Origin of the sequence: Robertkochia solimangrovi (genome assembly GCF_007279655.1) — a bacterium.
GTDB lineage: Bacteria > Bacteroidota > Bacteroidia > Flavobacteriales > Flavobacteriaceae > Robertkochia > Robertkochia solimangrovi.
This window is the reverse complement of record NZ_QKWN01000006.1, coordinates 320,420-342,825: the sequence shown is the minus strand read 5'-3', so window position 1 is coordinate 342,825 and position 22,406 is coordinate 320,420. Positions and strand designations below refer to the sequence as shown.

At 42.3% G+C, this 22,406-nt stretch carries 12 protein-coding genes; 8 read left to right on the top strand and 4 right to left on the bottom strand.

Going from position 1 to position 22,406, the window contains the following annotated elements; all coding sequences use genetic code 11:
* Window positions 1-733 precede the first annotated feature (733 nt).
* The 8 genes from DMZ48_RS09775 (at window position 734) to DMZ48_RS09740 (ending at window position 16,199) form a co-directional block, all read left to right on the top strand.
* Window positions 734-4,057 (top strand): SusC/RagA family TonB-linked outer membrane protein, encoded by a 3,324-nt coding sequence (locus DMZ48_RS09775; RefSeq protein ID WP_242009174.1) that lies wholly within the window; start codon window positions 734-736, stop codon window positions 4,055-4,057.
* A gap of 6 nt (window positions 4,058-4,063) precedes the next feature.
* A complete protein-coding gene (locus tag DMZ48_RS09770; RefSeq protein WP_242009173.1) occupies window positions 4,064-5,896 on the top strand; it encodes a RagB/SusD family nutrient uptake outer membrane protein in 1,833 nt (610 codons plus the stop codon).
* A 21-nt stretch (window positions 5,897-5,917) separates the two neighbouring features.
* Window positions 5,918-7,597, top strand: a complete 1,680-nt coding sequence (locus DMZ48_RS09765) for a DUF5123 domain-containing protein (RefSeq protein ID WP_143954948.1) — start codon at window positions 5,918-5,920, stop codon at window positions 7,595-7,597.
* A gap of 112 nt (window positions 7,598-7,709) precedes the next feature.
* Window positions 7,710-9,218 (top strand): pectate lyase family protein, encoded by a 1,509-nt coding sequence (locus DMZ48_RS09760; protein WP_143954947.1) that lies wholly within the window; start codon window positions 7,710-7,712, stop codon window positions 9,216-9,218.
* Window positions 9,219-9,220: 2 nt separating this feature from the next.
* Window positions 9,221-11,449 carry a pectinesterase family protein gene (locus DMZ48_RS09755; RefSeq protein WP_143954946.1) on the top strand — a complete coding sequence of 743 codons (2,229 nt, stop codon included), beginning with the start codon at window positions 9,221-9,223 and terminating at the stop codon, window positions 11,447-11,449.
* Window positions 11,450-11,469: 20 nt separating this feature from the next.
* Entirely contained in the window at window positions 11,470-12,879 is a 1,410-nt protein-coding gene (locus DMZ48_RS09750; protein WP_143955050.1) for a glycoside hydrolase family 28 protein, read from the top strand.
* Window positions 12,863-14,539: a glycoside hydrolase family 43 protein gene (locus tag DMZ48_RS09745; RefSeq protein WP_242009171.1), complete on the top strand. Its 1,677-nt coding sequence runs from the start codon at window positions 12,863-12,865 to the stop codon at window positions 14,537-14,539. The genes DMZ48_RS09750 and DMZ48_RS09745 overlap by 17 nt, the downstream gene beginning before the upstream one ends.
* Before the next feature lie 4 nt (window positions 14,540-14,543).
* Window positions 14,544-16,199 (top strand): alpha/beta hydrolase fold domain-containing protein, encoded by a 1,656-nt coding sequence (locus tag DMZ48_RS09740; protein WP_242009170.1) that lies wholly within the window; start codon window positions 14,544-14,546, stop codon window positions 16,197-16,199.
* Window positions 16,200-16,343: 144 nt separating this feature from the next.
* On the opposite strand, the gene DMZ48_RS09735 is transcribed toward DMZ48_RS09740, so the two are convergent.
* From DMZ48_RS09735 to DMZ48_RS09720, 4 genes are all read right to left on the bottom strand, one after another.
* The gene (locus DMZ48_RS09735; RefSeq protein WP_143954945.1) at window positions 16,344-18,146 is read right to left on the bottom strand and encodes an acyl-CoA dehydrogenase family protein; all 1,803 of its coding nucleotides are present in this window, start codon (window positions 18,144-18,146) and stop codon (window positions 16,344-16,346) included.
* Window positions 18,147-18,217: 71 nt separating this feature from the next.
* On the bottom strand, window positions 18,218-19,405 hold the full coding sequence (locus DMZ48_RS09730) for an acetyl-CoA C-acyltransferase (protein ID WP_143954944.1): 1,188 nt from the start codon (window positions 19,403-19,405) through the stop codon (window positions 18,218-18,220).
* A gap of 43 nt (window positions 19,406-19,448) precedes the next feature.
* A complete protein-coding gene (locus tag DMZ48_RS09725; RefSeq protein ID WP_143954943.1) occupies window positions 19,449-21,854 on the bottom strand; it encodes a 3-hydroxyacyl-CoA dehydrogenase/enoyl-CoA hydratase family protein in 2,406 nt (801 codons plus the stop codon).
* A 3-nt stretch (window positions 21,855-21,857) separates the two neighbouring features.
* A complete protein-coding gene (locus tag DMZ48_RS09720; RefSeq protein WP_143954942.1) occupies window positions 21,858-22,316 on the bottom strand; it encodes a MarR family winged helix-turn-helix transcriptional regulator in 459 nt (152 codons plus the stop codon).
* Between the last annotated feature and the right edge of the window lie 90 nt (window positions 22,317-22,406).

Genomic DNA, 22,406 nt, shown 5'->3' with positions numbered 1-22,406 from the left:
TGTATCCTTGGCGATGTACCTAACGGAACATTGTGGCTTTCCAGAAGTCGAATTACTAACATAGTGGTGTACCTCCGGCTTATAGATTATTTTTTGAATATCCATGCTGATCGATGGAATAACTTGTTATTCCAAATTGTAGTATGTATCGTATACCAGGAATTGAAAATCGACTTATAATCTAACATTTACATTTTACCACTCACCACTCCAGATAGCCTATTCAACCCTGTCTTGATTTTCATAGGGGTAAATACTCTATACTGATAGTCGGATATTCCAGAGATTTCAGGAGGTTCAAGTCATTTATTTCAGTTTTCATCCATGCTGATATCGTATTTGTAAGATAGGTGTAATCAGAAAGTTAAAAGATGCAATCGATTACAATTTAGTCGTGCGAAAACCTTTGATTTTGCTATTTTCATACGAATAGAGTAGTCAAAAACGCAATTTAACCCCTATATTTTTATAATTATGCTATTATTTCTCATTAAAAATTTGTGAAAAATCAATTTTTAAATATATTTGGACAATCGATTACATTAATATTTGTTAAAAATAATACGGCTTAATTGTGAATACAATAATATAAAGCTGGTTATAATGCGGACTAGGGGGGTAATGTGTTAAATGCAAAAGTGTGGAATTAACATTTACAGGGTAGTCGGTCATAATACAGTACACACACTAAACTTTATTATAAACTACTTTTTACAACCAAAAACTTTGTTTTATGACAAACAACTATTCTTTTAGGAATCGGCTTTGCGTTCTTGTGATGCCGATTCCCTTTCGTTTAGGCGAAAGAATGACCAGATTCCTGGTATTTTTGGGACTGCTTTTTGTTTCCATGGGATTTGCCCGTGCCCAGAATATTCAGGTCAGTGGTCAGGTTATGGCTGGTGATATCGGCGGACCCTTACCTGGGGTTGCCGTTGTGGAAAAAGGAACCAATAACGGTACGGCAACCGATTTCGATGGTAACTTTACACTGACGGTTACCGATAGTGATGCTGTTCTGATCTTTTCCTATATAGGTTATGTGCCTCAGGAAGTGCAAGTGAAAGACCAAACTACTTTCAATATCACTCTTGTTGGTGATGTAAATCAGCTGGATGAAGTCGTGCTGATCGATTACGGATATGGTAAGGTCAAAAAATCTGATATGACAGGTTCTGTTGCGAGTATGTCAAGCAAAGAACTCAATAAAATTCCTGTTGCCAGTGCTGCTGAAGCTTTAAGTGGTAGACTTCCAGGGGTAAACGTAACTACCTCCGACGGAGAGCCGGGAGCGGATATCAGAATCCGTGTTCGTGGCGGTGGATCGATCACCCAGGATAATGCACCTTTATATGTAGTCGACGGATTTATCGTGAGCAGTATCAATGATATACCGCCATCCGATATTCAGAGTATCGATGTGCTTAAAGATGCTGCGGCAACAGCCGTATATGGAGCCCAGGCCGCGAACGGGGTAATCGTGATTACGACCAAGAGTCCGGTGGCAGGAAGGGTTTCTGTAACGTATAACAATTTCTTTCAATTCAATACCTTACCGGAAGATCGCCGGTATGAAGTGCTCTCTCCTTATGAGTACGTAATGGCGAACTATGAATATGCAAAATTGCAGGGAGAGTCTGCCACTCGTAATTTCGAAAAGTATTTCGGTAAGTATGATGACCTTGAACTATATAAACAAAAGGCACCAACTGACTGGCAGGATGAACTTTTCGGTCAGAGTCGCTTATCTCAATTCCACAATCTTGCCGTGAGTGGAGGTACAGAAGTTACCAAAATGCGACTGAGTGTGTCTCATAATGATGATGAAGGATTATTAATAGGATCTAATTATACACGTACTGCGATCAACTTCAAATTAGATCAGAAGATCGCTGATCCTTTAAAGCTTGATGTTGGTGCAAGGATCACCAAAACCGTTGTGGATGGTGCGGGTACTTCGACCAATTCTCAGCTCAAAATTAAGGATGCAGTTCAGGCTCGTCCGGTGAATGGTATCGCAGATGAACTCGATATCGACCTCACACAACCTAATAATGACGATGATTATCAATCCTTTCTGCTCAGTCTGGTAGATCCAACCGAATTGGTAAAACAGGACTGGAGAAAAAGAACAGAACATGCTTATGTGTTAAATGCAGGATTGACCTGGAGTATCATTAAAGGACTCGATTTTAAGACGACATTCACTACTGAGAAGAAATTTAGAGAAGACCTCAGATTCTATGGTCCGTTGACCGGAGAATCTTTTAATAACGGAGGTAGCATGCCTTTAGGTCAAAAGGATAATCGCGAAAGTTTCTCATACCGATGGTTGAATACTATCAATTATAAGAAAGATTGGGGAGATGATATTAGACTTGATCTCTTATTAGGTCAGGAGATCTATTCCAGCGGAGGCGATCGTACCTTTATTCGTGCAGAGGACTTCCGTCTCTCGATCACTCCTGAAGAATTATTCGCGAACATGGCCTTTGGACGTGTGGATAGAATGTTTACATCGGAGGATACGGATGCGAACCGTCAATCGGTATTTGGTAGAACAGACCTTCAATTGTTCAACAAGTATATTTTTACCTTTACAATGCGTGCTGATGAATCCAGTCGTTTTGCAAAAGAGAACCGGTTAGGAGTCTTTCCGGCACTGGCTTTTGCCTGGAAAATCGATGAGGAACCATTCCTTAAAGAATCTACCTGGATCGACCAGTTAAAACTTCGTATCACTTACGGGGAAACCGGAAATGACCGAATCGATGCAACTGCGACTCAATTCCTGTTCAGTGCAACAACCAATCGTGGACCAGGATTCGGAAATGTAGATAATGTTTATTATACACCAAGTAGTAATGTACTTTATAATCCGGACCTGAAATGGGAAACAACAGTGACGAATAACATCGGACTTGATTTCACTTTGTTCAATAACCGTTTTAACGGAAGTCTTGATGTGTATAAGAATGAGACCAGAGACCTGCTGTTAGAATCTGCTATTCCAAGCAATACCGGTTTTGATACGCAATGGGGAAATATCGGATCTACTTCAAATAAAGGTATTGAATTCGGTGCGAATGCATACATCGTTGATAATTCTGAATTTTCATTATCAGCGAATTTTAACATCGGCGCCAACAAATTTAAGATCGAATCTCTGGATGGAACCAATGAACGATTTATGCGTTCTAACTGGGCCAGTACAGATTTAAATAATATCAATGACTACTATCTAAGAGTAGGTGGTGAAGTTGGAGATATTTACGGTTATGTAACGGATGGTATGTATACCACGGATGATTTCGAGAGTTATGATGAAGCTGCTGATGAATATATCCTTAAGAGTGATGTGCCTTCATCAGGAGCAGTTGTCGGTAACCTGGATGTACGTCCCGGTTTCCTAAAACTGAAAGACCTTAATGATGATGGTGTGATCAATGCCGACGACCGTCAGGTGATCGGAAATGCCCTGCCTGATTTTCAGGGAGGTTTCGGATTCGACGCTCGTTGGAAAGGGTTTGATTTTTCGATCTTCTTTAATTATCAGGTTGGAAACGATGTGTATAATACCGGAAAAATTCAGTTCAACCAGTTCAGAAGGGTTACTTATGGGAACATGCTGAACACCATGAACTCAGATAACCGATTCACCTATATCGATGTGAATGGAGACTATACCGGTACTCCCGGTGAGATCGTAACCGATCTGAATCAATTGGCCGAAATGAATCAGGATAAGAAGATCTGGTCTCATGCGAGTCATGGAATCGCCGGGGCAGTGGTACACTCCTGGGCTATCGAAGATGGTTCTTATCTAAGGTTGAACAACCTTACCTTAGGGTATAATCTTCCAACCGAACTGATCTCAAAGATCGGCCTGTCACAGTTCAGGATCTATGCTACAGGTAGAAACTTGAAATTATGGTCGAATTATTCAGGTTATGATCCTGAAGTGAACTCTACCAATAATGGTCTGACTCCGGGGGTGGATTATTCCTCCTATCCGAGAAGCCGCTCGTACACATTTGGTCTTAACTTAACTTTCTAATTAAGGATGAAAACAATATTTAGAGATATGAAATTAAAGAACCTGGCCGTATTAGCCGCCGCATTTATGTTGGGCTCCTGCGACAAGGATTTTCTGGAGCCCGATTCATTGTCTACTTTCGATAATCAATATATCTATTCTAACGTCGATGACGCCAGAAAAGGTGTGAATGCAATTTATTCCTATTTCAATCAGGATGCATTCCGTTCCAGATTGTCGAATAATATGACAGGAAACACCGATATAGAACACCAGTCCGGATGGACCAGTAACGGAGATCGTTATCAGATCTGGAATCTGGAAGCACTCGATTCTAACCGAGATCTTAACATCGTTTGGACCTACGCTTATCAGGCGATCAGGGATGCAAACATTTCCATCGAAGGAATTCTGGCGAGTAGTGCTTTACAATCCTCTGATGTGACCGTTCAGAATACGATGTATCATTTGTTGGGAGAGGCTTATACGTTACGAGCTTATTGGTATTCCATGCTTATCTTCTATTTCGGAGATGTACCTTATGTTACGCAGGCCCCTGTAGCCGGAGGGGAATTCCTTCTTCCGAAGGCGGATAGAAATGAGATACTTTCTGCTGAGATCGATGCACTTATCGAAATCGAAAGCCAGATGAAATGGGCAGATGAGGTACGTTATGGTATCGAACAGGTGAATCGTGAATATACACTTGGTATGATTGCCCGCCTTTCACTGCAACGTGGTGGATATTATTTGAAGCCAGACCTGACCATGAACAGAAGCAGCGATTATCAACAGTATTATGCTATAGCTAAAGAATATGCACAGAAACTTATAGAACTTAAAGACAGACCGCTTCCTACTGATTTCAGACAAATATTCCTGAACAATGCGACCTTTCAGAGTCCGGTTAACAGTGAAATACTTTTCGAAGTACCGTTCTCGCTTAACAGTGGCGATGTAGGATGGAATATAGGTATCGCCGTCGATGGTGGTCCTACTGCGTCTCACGACTATGGGTCCGGTGGAAATTATATGGCTATGCCCGTTACCTATTACCTGTCATTCGACTCTAATGATAAGCGACGAGATGTTACCTGCGGACTCTACAAAATTAATACTTCATTTGAACAAACCTTTGTTGAAGGACCTATGAATATTTCTCAAGGAAAATGGAGTCGTGCTTTTCTGGAAACACCTCCCGGAGCATCCACCGCAAAAAGTACAGGGATTAACTGGCCGATGATGCGCTTTGCCGATGTATTACTAATGTTCGCAGAAGCAGAAAATGAATTGAACGGCCCAACAGCACTTGCTCAGGATGCTTTAAAGCGAGTGCGTCAAAGAGCTTTTGATGAAGCGGATTGGGCAGAAATGGTAGATGGATATGTCGCTGGGATCTCAGGTTCCAAAGATTCATTCTTCGAGGCAATCGTAGATGAGCGTGCCTGGGAATTCGGAGGAGAGATGATTCGAAAATATGAACTTATTCGCTGGGGTATTTATTCAGAGAAGGTTCAGCAGACCGTTGAAGACCTGAAGAAATTGGCCGATGATGCCTATGCCGGAGTCGGAGACCTGCCTGATTATATGTATTGGAAGCTTGACGAAAATGGAGATTTTATGGTACTGAACCCGGATTATAAAGTGGCTGCTCCGCCAGATGAAACCTGGAATCAAGTACCTTTCCTACTTGATCTTCATGACGATACGAATACGTATGATGAGTGGATCACCAGAGATTGGGAAAATTATTATGACGGTCCGGCTCCCGGAGTTGCCCGATATATCTTCCCCATCCCGAATGTGGCGGTGGAGAGTAGTCAGGGAATGTTGAAGAATGATGGTTACGGATTTAATTAAGCGTATTAAAAAAGGAAAATCATGAGTAAAAATAAAAGCATATTTAATCTGAGGTCGCTTTTCTTTGTCGGCATCTCCATGTTACTGTTATATGCCTGTAACAACGATGATGATCAGACCTATGAACAAACCAGACTTTTCAGACCCGTACTTAACGAGGATCTGTATTCGGTGGGTAACACTATTATAGTGAATATGGGTAAATTAAAATCAGCGGTTGGCTATACCCTTGAAGTTAGCAGGGATACTTTTCAAACCGTTGATTACACCATTGAGATCGATACAAACTACGTAGAGATCAATAAAGATCTGGTAGGCGAAGAGCTGTTCTGGAATACATTATACCAGGTTCAGGCCACAGCACATGCGGAAGATCCGCAATATGACAGTAAGGTTTCAGAACTCGGGAATGTTAGAACACAGCGTTTCCCGACGATTCTGAATATACCGGCGGTCTATGATGTTACCGATATCGCCGCCAGAGTTACCTGGGAAGTTGCTGGTGCTGCGGTGACCGGAATCAAAGTATTTGCTGCAACAGACCTTAGACTGGAGGAACCCTTGTTTGATGAGACTCCGGTTAGTGAGGAGGAAAACTTGGCAGGAGAAGGATTCGTTTATGGTTTATCACCGGAAACCGAATATCAGATCGCTATCTATAGTGGTGAAGATCTCAGAGGATGGGTGAATTATACCACAAAACTTGCTGATGTCGATCCAACCGATCCGAATGTCATCGATCTTCGTGAAGATGAAAGCCCTGAAGCTGTTGCCAATGCGGTTGCCATGGCGCCGGATGGAGCGATCATTCTTGTAAAAAGGGGAGTAAGCTATGACCTTCCTGAAGATGCCCTCGATAAGTCGATCACCATCAGAGCCGCTTATGGTTTTGGTGAGAAGAAAGCTCGATTATATACGACCGGTAACTGGAATATCGCAGGTGGATCCAATATTGATCACATACATTTTGTAGATCTGGAAATTCGTGGTGCCGATTATTCGGGAGATTATGTCTTCAACCCTAATACCAGTGATGTATATGTAAGAGAACTATTGTTCGACAATTGTCAGATCGGTACTTTCAGAGGAATCATGCGTATTCGGGGTACCGTTGAGATCGATAATTACAAAATAATGAACAGTGTTGTCGATAGTATCGGTGGATATGGATTAGCTACAGCTGATACCGATCCGGCAGGTGCGGGTGAAACCCAAACGGCCAGATTTAATAATATTATTTTCGAGAATAGTACCTTCAATAAGATCGATACCGGAATTCAGTCAAGAAACAATTCTCAGACCCTGGTGATCGAGAGCTGTACTTTCGCCAACTTCATCAATACAGGTGGAAGATTATTCAGGTATCGCGGTGGAGATGGTAATGATAATGTGATAAGCGGTATTACGATCAGCAATTCGATATTCGGACATTCCTGGGACCAGTCAGATTCGGAAAGTTATGGAATACAAGGTATCGGACAAGGACTGGGAAATACACCGATCTCTTTGAGCAATATATACAGTACAGCCAACTTCTCGTTTAATTCAGGAAGTGAGATACCTGGTTTCCCTGTTGCAAATTATTCGGGTACTCAAGACGATCTTTGGGTAGATCCGGCCAATAATGATTTTAATATTCAGGATAATGGTTTCTCCGGTAAATACGACACAGGAGATCCAAGATGGAGAGTGAAACTTTAAGATAAAGTTGCGTATTCATACGCTCCAGTTAACCGCCAAAAAGTTAATACGTTCATTTCATAACCTTTGTTGATTATGACGTATTAACTTTTTGGTTATATAAACGAATCATATGTTAAAAAATATTTTTTCAGGACTTATTTGTGCTGCATTGCTTTTACTGGTATCCATGATCGGATGCAGTGCCGATGACGGTACAAACATTAAACCGGGAGGCCATTCGAATATCAAGGATGAAGAGGAAGTTGTATCCGAGACTCCTACCCAAAAAGAGGATGTACTAAAGGCATTTCCGGGTGCGGAAGGTTTTGGAATGCAAACCACTGGAGGAAGGGGTGGTAAGGTTCTTTTTGTTACCAATCTCAATGACAGTGGTGAAGGAAGTTTTCGGGCTGCCATTAATGAAAGCGGACCGCGATATATACTCTTTAAAGTATCCGGTACGATCGCATTGAAATCCAGAGTAGCGATCAATAACGGTGATCTGACCATTGCCGGACAAACCGCTCCGGGTGACGGTATCTGTATCAAAGATTATCCGGTTGTCATCAACGCTGATAATGTGATCATCAGATTTATGAGGTTTCGAATGGGTGATGCTGCAGCACAACAGGCCGATGCATTGGAATCTCGATTCCATAAGAATCTCATCATAGACCATTGTTCGATGAGTTGGAGTACCGATGAGACCGCCACCTTTTATGCGAATGAGAATACAACCTTACAATGGAGTTTTATCACAGAAAGCCTTAAAAATTCTGTTCACGAAAAAGGCAGCCATGGTTACGGTGGAATTTGGGGAGGAACGAAGGCTTCCTTTCATCATAATTTACTGGCTCATCATGACAGCCGAAATCCACGGCTGGGTGAAGCCGGTGGAGATATTATGGCTTTGACAGACCTTGTGGATCTCAGAAATAATGTGATCTATAATTGGCAGGGGAATAGCTGTTATGGAGGAGAAGGCATGAATGTCAATATTGTGAATTGTTATTATAAACCCGGGCCTGCAACAACTAAGGTCGACCGTATTGTCGCTATCGATAAGAACCTTGATGAATCTACTCCCATCTATAATATATGGGGGAAATATTATATCGATGGAAATTATATGGCAGGGAGTGCACTGGCTACTGAAGACAACTGGACCTATGGAGTCTTTAAACATTTCAATAGCAAATATGGTACGGTAACCGATGCTGAGAAGAATGCGATCCGTATGAGTCTGCCACATGATATTGAAGATAACGTCGTTACCCATAGTGCAGCGGATGCCTATCAAAAGGTATTGGACTACAGTGGTGCTTCCTTTAAAAGAGATGCTGTGGACGCAAGGATCGCCGAAGAGGTGGCCCAGGGCACTTACACCTTCGAAGGTTCAAATGGTGGAACAAATGGAATCATCGATACGCCTTCCGATGTTGGTGGATGGCCTGTGCTGGAAAGTGAAGCGGCTCCGATCGATTCTTCCGGAGACGGGATGCCTGATGACTGGAAGGAAGAAATGAAACTTGAAGTTGCTGCAAATAATCCAAACGGGAAGGATCTGAGTAACGTGTATGATAACATTGAGGTTTATATCAATAGTCTCGTCAATGAGCTCATAGAAAAACAAAAATAAGAATGATCAAAATATTCCAATCGATATCGGTACTTACTTTTATTCTCCTGAATCTTCTGACAAACTTTAATGGGGAAGCTCAGGTTCCTGCGTTTCCGGGAGCTGAAGGTTTTGGTCAGTTTGCTACCGGTGGACGTGACGGAGAAGTTTATGTAGTGACAAATCTGAACGATAGCGGGGAAGGAAGTCTTCGAAAAGGAATTGTCAGACATGGAAAAAGAACCATCCTATTTGCTGTTTCAGGAACTATAAATCTTGAATCACGTATAGATATAAATAACGGAGATCTTACTATTCTCGGCCAAACTGCCCCCGGGGAGGGGATTACTATTAAAGGTTATCCTGTAACAATCAAGTCAGATAATATCATTATAAGATATTTACGCTTTAGGATGGGAGATCTCAATAAGGTCGAAGGAGATGCATTTGGTGGCAGGGACCTGACCAATGTGATCATCGATCACTGTTCCATTAGCTGGGCAGTAGACGAAAATGCTTCTTTTTATCACAATAAAGATTTCACCATGCAATGGTGCATCATTTCGGAAGCCTTGAATTCATCGGTACACCATAAAGGAGATCATGGATATGGTGGTATTTGGGGTGGTATAAGAGCGACTTTTCATCATAATCTGATCGCGAGTAACAATAGCAGAAATCCGCGTTTAAGCGGTTCTGCCACTACAAAGAATTCGGAGCGTGAATTTGTAGATCTTAGCAACAATGTGATCTATAACTGGCAGGAAAATAGTATCTACGGCGGGGAAAAAGGTCATTACAATATCATCAATAATTACTTTAAACCCGGACCTGCAACACCCGATTCCAAAAAAGCTCGCATACTTGAACCCTATGAACCTTATGGAGAATTTTATATTGATGGGAATTTCGTTGTCGGATCTGAAGAGGTTTCAAAAGATAATTGGAATGGAGGTATTCAAGGAAATATTCCAGCGCAGCATAGACGTAAAGTTCCGGTGGCAGTTGATAATTTGAACTTGCAAGGTGCATCAGCCGCCTATATTCAAGTATTGAAATATGCCGGAGCAAGTCTATTCAGAGATGCCGTTGATGCGCGTATCGTACGAAATGTCCGAAATGGAGATTCCGATTTTAAAGAGGGTATAATCGATTCACAGACGGACGTTGGTGGATGGCCTGATTTAAAGAAGGATTCTGTAGAAACAGATACTGATAACGATGGGATTCCTGACAATTTTGAAAATGAACTCGGTTCAGACCCAAAAGTAAAGGATGCTTATGTCAAAGCGCACAAAAGTGAATATACCTTTGCCGAACACTATGCTGATTTATTGGTTAGAAAATTTGATTTCACAGTCGATCCTACCGGAATGGGTGATTTCAAAACCGTTCAGGAAGCCATTGATGCAGTACCTGATTTCAGAAGGTCCCGTACGGTTATTTATATAAGAGATGGGATATACAAGGAAAAACTTGTTCTTCCGGCTTCGAAAACAAATGTAACCTTTATAGGAGAAAGCCGGGAAAATACTGTGATCACTTATGATGATTATGCACAGAAACTCAACGCCTTCGGAGAGGAGGTTGGTACCACCGGTTCTACATCCTTCTTTGTTTTTGGGGATGGATTCCATGCCCGTGATCTGACCTTTGAGAACAGCGCAGGTCCGGTAGGGCAGGCAGTAGCAGTCAGAGTAGACGGAGATAAAGTGATCTTTGATAATTGTCGGTTTCTAGGTTTTCAGGATACCTTGTATCTACATGGGAAACAAAGTCGTCAGTATTATCGTAATTGCTATATTGAAGGAACCGTAGATTTTATCTTTGGTTGGTCAACCGGATATTTTGAAAATTGTGACATCGTCTGTAAGAATGGAGGTTATGTCACTGCCGCTTCAACTGATGAACATTCGTCTTTTGGATTCGTATTCAAAGATTGCCGTCTCATTTCAGATGCCGGACAAGGTACCTTTTACCTCGGCAGACCCTGGCGTGATCATGCTAAAACTGTATGGATATCTTGTTTCATGGATGCACATATAAAACCAGAAGGCTGGCATAACTGGAATAAACCCAATGCGGAGTCTACCGTATACTATGGTGAATATGACTCAAAAGGACCGGGTGCGAACGGACAAAGAGTTCCCTGGGCAAAAGAGCTTACCAAAGAACAGGCTGCCGGATTCAGCAAGGAAGAAGTGTTGAAAGGTGAAGATAACTGGATTCCGGAATTAAACGATTTAAATTAACCACTATAAACTAGAATATGATGAAAATGAATTTTAACTTACTGCTTGTCGGGTTGGGAATAGCCTTTTTGACCTCGTGCAAACAGGAAGCCGAAACCGTTGAGGTACAGGGGATAGACCAAGCAGATGCACTGATTAAATCTATTGTGGTTCCTCAATTTCCGGATAAGAACTTTTCGGTTGATGATTATGGCGCAAAAGGAGATACCATTACGCTGAACACCGATGCATTTAAAGAAGCGATCAAGGCTTGTAATGTTGCCGGAGGGGGAAGGGTTCTGGTTCCGAAAGGAGTCTATCTGACGGGCCCTGTACACCTGCTTAGCAATGTTAACTTACACCTGGAAGAAGGAGCCGAAATTCGCTTCACCAAAGATAAACAGGCGTATCTACCTTTGGTACATACCTCCTATGAAGGTGTGGAACTGATGAATTACTCTCCGTTGATCTATGCCTATAAGCAAAAGAATATTGCTATCACCGGAAAGGGAACACTCAATGGTCAGGGAGGAACTGATAATTGGTGGCCATGGTGTGGTAAGGATACCTATGGATACCAGGAAGGTATGCCAAAACAAGGGGATTCACTCAATTTACCCCGACTAAGAAGATTAAATGAACAACAGGCACCGGTATCGGAAAGAATATTCGGAGAAGGGTATTATTTAAGGCCAACTTTTGTTGAACCTTTCGAATGTGAAAATATATTGATCCAGGGAATTACCATTACCAATGCTCCTTTCTGGGTGATACATCCGCTCAAATCGGCTAATATAACAGTCGATGGAGTTACTGTAAAAAGCCATGGTCCAAACAATGATGGTTGTGATCCGGAATATTCCAGCAATGTTCACATCAAAAACTGTCTTTTTGATACAGGAGATGATTGTATTGCTATAAAATCAGGGAGGAATAATGATGGGAGAAGAGTGAATATGCCCAGTGAGAATATCGTGGTAGAAAATTGTGAAATGAAAGACGGTCACGGTGGTGTGGTTATGGGGAGTGAGATCTCCGCCGGTGTTCGAAATGTTTTTGTAAGAGATTGTAAAATGGATAGTCCGAATCTCGATCGAGCAATCCGTATCAAAACGAATACACTTCGGGGAGGATTTGTTGAAAATGTCTTCGTAGATAATATCTATGTTGGTGAAGTAAAGGAAGCTGTCTTACGCATTAATACTTACTATGATATTCATGGTAATCAGGAAGGCGATTTTCTTCCGACCATTCGAAATATTCATTTGAGTAATGTAAAGGTTGTTAAGGGAGGAAAGTACGGAATACTGATCAAAGGACGGGAAGAATTACCGGTTAAGGATGTTTACTTTACCAATGTGACGATCGATGGTGTACAAACCCCACTGTCTGTAGAAAATTCGGAGCCGGTCAATTTTACAAATACCACTATCAATGGAAAAGCCTATTAAGAATCTGAAGAGAAGTATATCCATGAAAAAGTTCTTAAGTCTTATAGCGCTTTCCGGAGTATTGATGTTGCATGCCCAGGATCCGACTACCTATGTTTCTGAAGTTTGGGTTGCAGATCAGGGCGATGGAACCTATATAAATCCAATTCTTTATACTGATTATTCTGATCCGGATGTTGTACGGGTCGGAGATGACTACTTTATGACTGCTTCCAGTTTTAACGCAACACCGGGGTTACCAATACTCCATTCCAAAGACATGGTTAACTGGAAACTGATCAATCATGCGTTGCCGGTACAGGTTCCGGAAGAACATTTTAATATCCCACAGCATGGTAACGGTGTCTGGGCTCCCAGTATCCGATTTCATAATGATGAGGTTTATATCTATTGGGGAGACCCGGATTTTGGGGTCTATATGGTGAAGACCAAAGATCCTTTTGGAGAATGGGATGAACCGGTACTTGTATTACCCGGGAAAGGAATCATAGACGCTTGTCCCTTATGGGATGACAACGGGGATGCCTATCTGGTTCATGCCTGGGCTGGGAGCCGAGCTGGCGTAAACAGTCTGTTAACCGTAAGAAAAATGAATCCCGAAGGAACGGAAGTCCTTGATCGTGGAAAACATGTGTTTGACGGACATGATGAACACCCGACGGTTGAAGGAGCCAAATTTTATAAAAGGAACGGATATTATTACATATTTGCTCCCGCCGGAGGCGTAGCCACCGGATGGCAACTGGTATTGAGATCGAAGGATATTTATGGTCCTTATGAAGAAAAGGTGGTCTTGGAGCAAGGCAAGAGTTCGATAAACGGACCCCATCAGGGAGCCTGGGTCGATACACCGAAAGGCGAGTCCTGGTTCTATCATTTTCAGGATGTTGAAGCCTATGGTAGGATTGTACACCTACAGCCAGTAATGTGGAAAAATGACTGGCCGGTGATGGGTGAAGATAAAGATAAGAACGGAATCGGGGAACCGGTCATGAACTATCGTAAGCCGGAAGTAGGAAGTACGTACCCGGTGGTAACTCCGGTGGAGACGGATGAATTCAACACCGATGAACTGGGGCTGCAATGGCAATGGAATGCAAACCCTTCCATAACCTGGAGTGCTCAATTACGGAACACTGATCATCTCCGATTGTTCGCTATGGAATATCCGGAGGAAGCTAATAATCTTTGGATGGTTCCAAATGTAGTATCCCAGAAGTTTCCTGCACCAGATTTTGTAGCAACCACTAAAATCCGTTTAATGCCACATGAGTCAACACAAGGGAAAAATGCCGGACTTATAGTGCTTGGACTTGACTATGCAACACTGACGATCGCACTTGATGAGTCCGGGTATTTTGTAAAACAGACCGTCGCTAAGAAAGCATCAAGGAATGAGGAGGAAAAGGTGATCGCAACTGAACCTCTCAAAAGTAATGAGGTTTATTTCCGTGTAAACGTGAAGGAGAAGAACGGAGAAGCGATTTGCACATTCAGTTATAGTGAAAACGGAAAACGTTTCAAGGATATCGGTGAAGCATTTATCGCTCAACCCGGTAAATGGATTGGCGCTAAGGTCGGACTCTTCTCGATGAGCGATAAAGGAGAAAAACGAGGTGGATATGCAGATGTGGACTGGTTTAGAATTACCAAAGATTAAGATTTTGGAACGATTAAAGTTTAAAAGCTTTAAAATAGGGGCTTCAATAGCATTTGGATTTTTGCTGTTATCTTTTACTGCAGACAAAAAACCGGTCACGATTTACCTTATCGGCGATTCTACCATGGCAGATTATAGTAACAATTATGAGCCGGGTAAAGATTATATGAAAACGCGGTATCCGGTAACAGGATGGGGACAGGTATTTCAGGAATTCTTCAAAAAGGATAGCCTTGGATATTTTCATGATCTCTTCAGAACGGATTCTGTGATCGTTGATGACCGGGCTCGGGGTGGTAGGAGTACCCGTACCTTTTTTCAGGAAGGCAGATGGCGAAAGGTCTATGAGTCATTACGACCGGGTGATATTGTAATGATGCAATTCGGACATAACGATGCTGCTGAAAACAAACCGGAGCGGTATGTGGATACAACAGGATATAAGGAATTCTTACGATTGTTTGTTTCGCAAAGTCGTGAAAAAGGAGCCTTCCCGATCATCCTGACTCCAGTAGCAAGAAATTATCCATGGAAAGAGGGAGTTCTCGAAGATATACATGGTATGTATGATCTGGCGCCGAGAGAAGTGGCTTTAGAAATGAAGGTACCACTGATCGATCTTAACATGCGTTCAAGAGCTTTTTTCACAAAGAAGGGGAAGGAATATGTTTCGGAGCATTATTTTATGAATTTGCCAGCCGGGGTATATGAAGCCTATCCTAAAGGACAGAACGACAACACCCATTTTCAACCGGATGGTGCCAGGGCAGTGGCACAACAAGTATTTGAGGGGCTGAAAGTACTAGCGCTTGATAGTCTGAAGCCTTCTCCCTATACCATACAGACCACTTCGGAGAAGCTTAAAAAATATTATCCAGATGTTACTCCAACAGGATTGCCTGATAAATTGAAGACAGATTTAAAAAAGGATATCATATACCGGGTTGGAGATGGAACCGATAAAAAGGCAGATATATTTCTGCCGAATAAAGGAAGGAAACCACATCCGGCAGTTTTATTAGTTCACGGAGGCGGATGGATCTCTGGAAGTAAGGATAACATGGAAATCCTCGCGTATGATTTAGCCAGGGCTGGATATGTAGCTATGAACGTTTCCTATACACTTAGTGATGAAAAGCCTTATCCTGCTGCCTTAAATGATCTGCATGCGGCACTGACTTATCTCAGGAATCATGCCGAAGAATTTAATGTTGATCCGGATAGGGTGGCTGTCCTGGGGGCTTCGGCCGGAGCACAACTTGCAAGCCTGTCCGGTGTAACCGGAACGGGCAATTCTAAAGTACAAGCGATAATCAATATTGATGGAATCGTGTCCTTTGTTAGTCCGGAAGCTGAAGAGGGGCGATATGCTGCAAAATGGCTCGGCGGCTATAAATCGGAAAACCTCGAAATATGGAAGGCGGCTTCACCTTTGGAATATGTAAGTGAAAATACACCTCCGATACTATTTGTAAACAGTGCTCAACCGCGATTTCATGCAGGCCGTGATGCCATGATCAATGAATTAAAAAATAGAGGAATCTATTCAGAAGTGCATACCATCCCGGATTCTCCGCACTCCTTCTGGCTTGTGAACCCATGGTATGAACCTACCATAACCTATATCACAGATTTTCTGAAGAATGTCTTTGACGAGTAATTTATAATGCAATGAAGCATCATAAACTGGTGCTGGCAGGTACTTAAAAATTCAACATTACTAAACAGAACAAAAAAAGGCTGCCAATAAAGGCAGCCTTTTTCAAACAACTAAATTCTAAAACCTAATAGAATATCTTTAGATCTAAAAACAATATTTATTTTCTGCAGTTACTTTTTCTGCGATCTTATTTCTCAATTCAACCACGTTAGGCAGGTTGGTGTATTTAGTGAATCGTTTAAGACCCATCAACATCATTCGCTGTTCATCTCCTTCTGCAAGGCTTGCGATACCTTCCTTACCTTTGGTGTTGATCTTTTCAACCGCATTGAACAGATTGAGTTTGGTCATCGCGATCTGATGTGCCTGACTTTCTTCACCAAAGCGTTTTATATTCTTTTCTGTTCTTAACAAGGCTGATTCAGCCATATAGATCTCGATCAGAATATCGGCAGCAGCCATCAATAGTTGCTGATGTTCTTCAAGTTCCGGTCCATATTTTTGTACGCCTGCACCTGCAACCATAAGGAAGGCTTTTTTAAGCTTGGTGATCATTTCTTTCTCCTCACTCAATGCTTCACTATAATCGGGTGTATCAAAGGAAGGAATTCCCATCAATTCATCTTTAACGGCCATGGCAGGACCTAAAAGGTCTACATGTCCCTTCATTGCTTTTTTGATCAGCATACCTACAGCAAGCATTCTATTGATCTCATTGGTTCCTTCATAGATTCTTGAGATTCGGGCATCTCTCCAGGCAGATTCCATCGGGGTATCTGCAGAGAACCCCATCCCTCCGAAGATCTGAATTCCTTCGTCTGTACATTGCTGACAATCTTCTGATACCGCTACTTTAAGGATAGAACATTCGATCGCATATTCTTCTACTCCTTTTAGTTCAGCTTCTGAATGTGAAGCACCGTCGGAGAGTCTGATCTCAATTCTGTTCTCGATATCTTTAGCAGCACGGTAACAAGCAGATTCACCTACATAGGCATTCGTAGCCATCTCTGCCAGCTTTGCTTTGATCGCTCCGAATTTTGCGATAGGAGTCTTGAACTGTATTCTTTCATTAGCATATTTAACGGCTTCAGTTGTTACGCGGCGCTGTGCATCAAGACAGGCAGCGGCAAGTTTGATCCTCCCGATGTTCAATGCATTCATGGCGATCTTGAATCCGTTTCCTCTTTCTGATAACATATTCTCTACGGGAACTTTCGTTTCGCTAAAGAATACCTGACGGGTAGAAGATGAATGAATTCCGAGTTTATGTTCTTCTTCTCCTAACGTAATGCCATTAGAAGGGTCGTTTTCAACGATAAATCCAGTGATGTTTTTATCATCTTCAATTCTGGCAAAAACAATGAAAAGACTGGCAAATCCGGCATTCGAAATCCACATTTTCTGACCGCTGATCAAATAGTGTGTACCATCTTCAGATAGCACGGCCTTGGTCTTTCCACTGTTAGCATCGGAACCTGCTCCAGGTTCTGTTAAGCAGTATGCGCCATACCATTCCCCGGTCGCCAGTTTAGGGACATATTTTTGCTTTTGTTCTTCTGTACCATAAAGCGTGATCGGCATGGTGCCGATACCGGTGTGTGCCCCAAATGCTGTGGCAAAGGATCCGGTTGCCCCTGAGATATAATCACATACCAGCATAGTGGTTACGAATCCCATACCCAAACCTTCATATTCCTCCGGAACGGCAACACCAAGAAGTCCGAGTTCCGCGGCCTTATCCATTACGGATTTGGTCAATGCATAATCCTTCTTTTCGAACTGTTCTTTTTTTGCCCATATTTCCCGGTCAACAAATTCCTTGACGGAATCGCGCATCATTTGTTGTTCTTCCGAAAAATCTTCCGGAGTGAAGACATCTTCAGCCGGAGTTTCCTTTACCAGAAACTGGCCGCCTCGTGTTAATTCTTTATCAGTGGTTTGCATTTCTAATCAGTTATTTTAAGTAAATATGTCTAATAAATTAAATATCGGTCCGAATCAAAGTTTGGTTGTCTTTAGAGGAGTTCGTAAACCCCTGCAGCACCTTGGCCGGTTCCTACACACATGGTAACGATACCATATTTGTTATTTCTTCTTTTCATTTCGTCAAACAGCTGTACAGAAAGTTTTGCACCGGTACATCCCAGCGGATGTCCTAATGCGATTGCTCCTCCGTTAACATTGACGATTTCCGGATTTAATCCGAGTTCACGAATTACTGCAAGAGATTGTGAAGCAAAGGCTTCGTTCAACTCTATCAGTTCAATATCATTTTGTTTCATTCCTGCCTGTGCCAATGCTTTTGGAATGGCTTTAACTGGGCCGATTCCCATGATTCTTGGCTCTACACCTACGGCTGCATAAGAAACAAGTCTTGCGATAGGCTCCAGATTGAGTTCTTTAACCATATCTTCACTCATTACGAGTGTAAATGCTGCTCCGTCGCTCATTTGAGAAGAATTACCAGCCGTCACACTACCTCCCTGAGCAAAAACAGGTTTAAGTCTTGACAATACTTCCATGGAGGTATCGGCACGCGGGCCTTCATCGGTGTCTACGATATAATTCTTTTCGGCTTTTTTGCCGTCACCGCCTACATACACTTCATGAATATCGATTGGAACAACCTGATCTTTGAACTTACCTTCCTTGATAGCATTCAGCGCTTTCATATGGGAATTAAAGGCAAATTCATCCTGATCTTCCCGCGAAACCTTGTACTGATTGGCTACGGCCTCAGCAGTGAGCCCCATGCCCCAGTAATAATCTTCATTTCCTTCTTTTGCCAATTTATAATCGGGAACGGGTTTGTAACCGCCCATCGGAATATAACTCATACTTTCGGCACCTCCTGCAATGATACAATCGGCCATTCCGGATTGAATTTTTGCGGTGGCAATACCAATTGTTTCCAGGCCAGACGCACAGTAACGGTTTACCGTTACTCCGGGTACATCTTCGATCTTGAGTCCCATCAGAGAGATCAGGCGTCCCATATTAAGACCCTGTTCTGCTTCTGGCATCGCATTTCCGACTATCACATCATCGATGCGTTTCTTGTCCAGTTGAGGAATCTCCTTTAAAAGATACGCGATGGTTTCTGCGGCAAGTTCATCAGGTCTTTTGAACCGGAATAGACCGCGGGGTGCTTTACCTACAGCAGTTCTGTAAGCTTTGACTATATATGCTGTTCTTTGTTTCATTTTCTTGTTTTTTGTGGTGATTTCTCTGCTCTTAACCTGTTCATTAATTTCTCAGTGGTTTTCCTGTTTTCAACATATGCTGAATCCTTTCCAGAGTTTTTCGCTCTGTACATAAAGAAAGGAAAGCTTCCCGTTCAAGATCGAGCAGGTATTGCTCACTCACATAATTGGGTTCGGAGAGATCACCTCCTGCCATCACCCAGGCAAGTTTATTAGCGATCTTCTTATCATGTTCCGAGATATAATGACCGGCCTCCATGGAATCTGTTCCCACCATGAACATACCCAATGCTTGTTTTCCGAGCACTTTTATATCATGACGTTTTGGGGGCTGGGTGTAACCGGCTTCAGCCAATAATAACGCGTGCTTTTTCGCTTCTGCGATCTGGCGGTCTTTATTGACCACAACTACATCCTTACCTTTTTGAAGAACTCCGGTGTCAAAGGCTTCATAAGCGGAGGTCGATACTTTTGCCATACCGATGCTCAGGAAATATTCACGGAGAACGTTTAGTTCAACATCATCTTTTTTGAAAGTGTCGGCTGCTCTTAGGGTCATTTCCTTAGAACCTCCTCCACCCGGAATAACTCCTACTCCGAACTCGACGAGTCCCATGTAGGTTTCTGCTGCAGCAACCACTTTATCGGCGTGCAGGGATAATTCACATCCGCCACCGAGGGTCATTCCATGAGGAGCGGAAATGGTTGGAATTGAGGAATAGCGCATGCGCATCATGGTGTCCTGAAACATTTTAATGGCCATGTTCAATTCATCATATTCCTGTTCAACAGCCATCATAAAGATCATTCCAATATTGGCGCCGACCGAGAAATTGGCTCCCTGGTTACCTACGACAAGTCCCTGGAAGTCTTTTTCAGCAAGATCGATTCCTTTATTCAGTCCGGCAAGCACATCGCCTCCGATGGTATTCATTTTTGACTGGAATTCGACATTTAGAATTCCGTCTCCGAGGTCTTCAATCACAACGCCGCTGTTTTTCCAGACCTCTTTGGATTTGCGAATATTATCCAGGATTATAAAAGCATCCTGTCCTGGTTTTTTCGTTTGTTTCCTGGATGGAATATCATAATAATACGTAGCTCCATCCGTAACGGTATAAAAGGTCTCATTTCCGGTGGCCAGCATTTCGGTTACCCAGGCAGCCGGTTGGAGTCCTTCGGCCTCCATCAATTCGATCCCTTTCTTTACCCCAATAGCATTCCAGATCTCGAAAGGACCATGTTCCCATCCGAATCCGGCTTTCATAGCATCATCGATACGGTATAGTTCATCGGAAATCTCAGGAATTCTATTTTGGACGTAGGCAAATAATGAAGCGAAATTCTTTCTGTAGAATTCACCAGCCTTATCTTTTCCATTGACCAATATCGGAAAACGGTCGATGACCTTATCTATGGTTTTGGTGAGTTCCAATGTGGCAAAGGATGCTTTTTTGGAAGGCGTATATTCCATGGTGTCCAGATCGAGTGATAGAATCTGACTCTTTCCGTCATCACCGGTTACTTTTTTATAGAAACCTTGACCGGTTTTACTTCCCAACCATTTTTTTTCCATCATGGTCTGGATGAATCCCGGTAATTTAAACAGTTCATGTGCTTCATCTTCAGGGCAATTTTCAAAGATTCCGTTTGCCACATGAACCAAAGTATCCAATCCTACGACATCAACGGTACGGAAGGTAGCAGATTTTGGTCGACCAATAACTGGGCCGGTAAGCTTATCCACTTCTTCAACCGATAATCCCATTTCTTTTACCTGATGAAACAAGCTTTGGATTCCGAAGATTCCAATCCTGTTTCCGATGAAAGCGGGAGTATCCTTAGCCAGAACACTGGTTTTGCCCAGGAATTTTTCTCCATAACTTAATAGAAAGTCAGTTACTTCCTGTTTGCAATCAGGACCTGGAACAACTTCAAAAAGTTTTAAATAACGCGGTGGATTAAAGAAATGCGTTACAGCAAAATGCTTTCTGAAGTCTTCACTTCTTCCCTCATTCATAAAATGTATGGGAATACCTGAAGTGTTGGAAGTGATTAGGGTTCCCGGTTTTCGGAATTGTTCGATCTTTTCAAAGACACTTTTTTTGATATCGAGCCTTTCTACAACTACCTCGATCACCCAATCCACATCAGCAATTCGTTTCAGGTCATCATCCAGATTTCCGGTTTTGATCCGAGTGGTGAACTTCTGATGATAAATAGGAGAGGGTTTTGATTTTATCGCAGTCTGAAGGTTCTCATTGACGATTCGATTGCGTACTGCTTTATCATCTAGAGTGAGTCCTTTGGCTTTTTCTTTTTCATTCAATTCTCTGGGAACGATATCCAGCAGTAATACTTCTGCACCGATATTGGCGAAATGGCATGCTATACCACTACCCATGATACCGGATCCGATCACCGCTACTTTTTTGATTCTTCGCGTCATTGTCTACTCGTTGTTTTTGGTGTTTTCGTTATGGTAAATCTTTTTCTCTGATATGAGTTCGTTGATAGTCTCTGTAACTTTTATAAAACCTTTTAGATCTTCATCAGTAACATTCTTTTTTACAATGTCATTGAATTTTAGTACAACTTCTTTAGAAACGGTTCTTTTCTCCTGTCCGAAAGGTGTAAGACAAATCAAAACTCCACGGCCATCTTCCGGATTTGGTTTTCTGGTGATCAACCCCTTATTCTCCATGTTTTTCAGAATACGTGAAAGGCTGGTCGCTTCCATGCCCATCCGTGGCCCGAGCGTGGTAGATGGCGATCCATGTTCGGGATCGATGCTTAACAGTGTAAAACCCGTTGCCATGGTGCTATCGAACTTGGAGGCTTCTTCGTTATACATTTTGGTAACTGCCTGCCAGGTTGCCCGAAGCAAATAATCTATGGTCTTATCTTTCATTGTTGAATAGGTCTAGCATCAAATATATGAAAATTTTACTATGCATGCATAGTAAATTATAATAAACTTAGTAAGTTTTAAATCTAAGGG

Coding starts and splice junctions, on each gene's coding strand:
- DMZ48_RS09775 (WP_242009174.1), top strand. CDS start 734: ATGACAAACAACTATTCTTTTAGGAATCGGCTTTGCGTTCTTGTGATG.
- DMZ48_RS09770 (WP_242009173.1), top strand. CDS start 4,064: ATGAAAACAATATTTAGAGATATGAAATTAAAGAACCTGGCCGTATTA.
- DMZ48_RS09765 (WP_143954948.1), top strand. CDS start 5,918: ATGAGTAAAAATAAAAGCATATTTAATCTGAGGTCGCTTTTCTTTGTC.
- DMZ48_RS09760 (WP_143954947.1), top strand. CDS start 7,710: ATGTTAAAAAATATTTTTTCAGGACTTATTTGTGCTGCATTGCTTTTA.
- DMZ48_RS09755 (WP_143954946.1), top strand. CDS start 9,221: ATGATCAAAATATTCCAATCGATATCGGTACTTACTTTTATTCTCCTG.
- DMZ48_RS09750 (WP_143955050.1), top strand. CDS start 11,470: ATGAAAATGAATTTTAACTTACTGCTTGTCGGGTTGGGAATAGCCTTT.
- DMZ48_RS09745 (WP_242009171.1), top strand. CDS start 12,863: ATGGAAAAGCCTATTAAGAATCTGAAGAGAAGTATATCCATGAAAAAG.
- DMZ48_RS09735 (WP_143954945.1), bottom strand. CDS start 18,146: ATGCAAACCACTGATAAAGAATTAACACGAGGCGGCCAGTTTCTGGTA.
- DMZ48_RS09730 (WP_143954944.1), bottom strand. CDS start 19,405: ATGAAACAAAGAACAGCATATATAGTCAAAGCTTACAGAACTGCTGTA.
- DMZ48_RS09725 (WP_143954943.1), bottom strand. CDS start 21,854: ATGACGCGAAGAATCAAAAAAGTAGCGGTGATCGGATCCGGTATCATG.
- DMZ48_RS09720 (WP_143954942.1), bottom strand. CDS start 22,316: ATGAAAGATAAGACCATAGATTATTTGCTTCGGGCAACCTGGCAGGCA.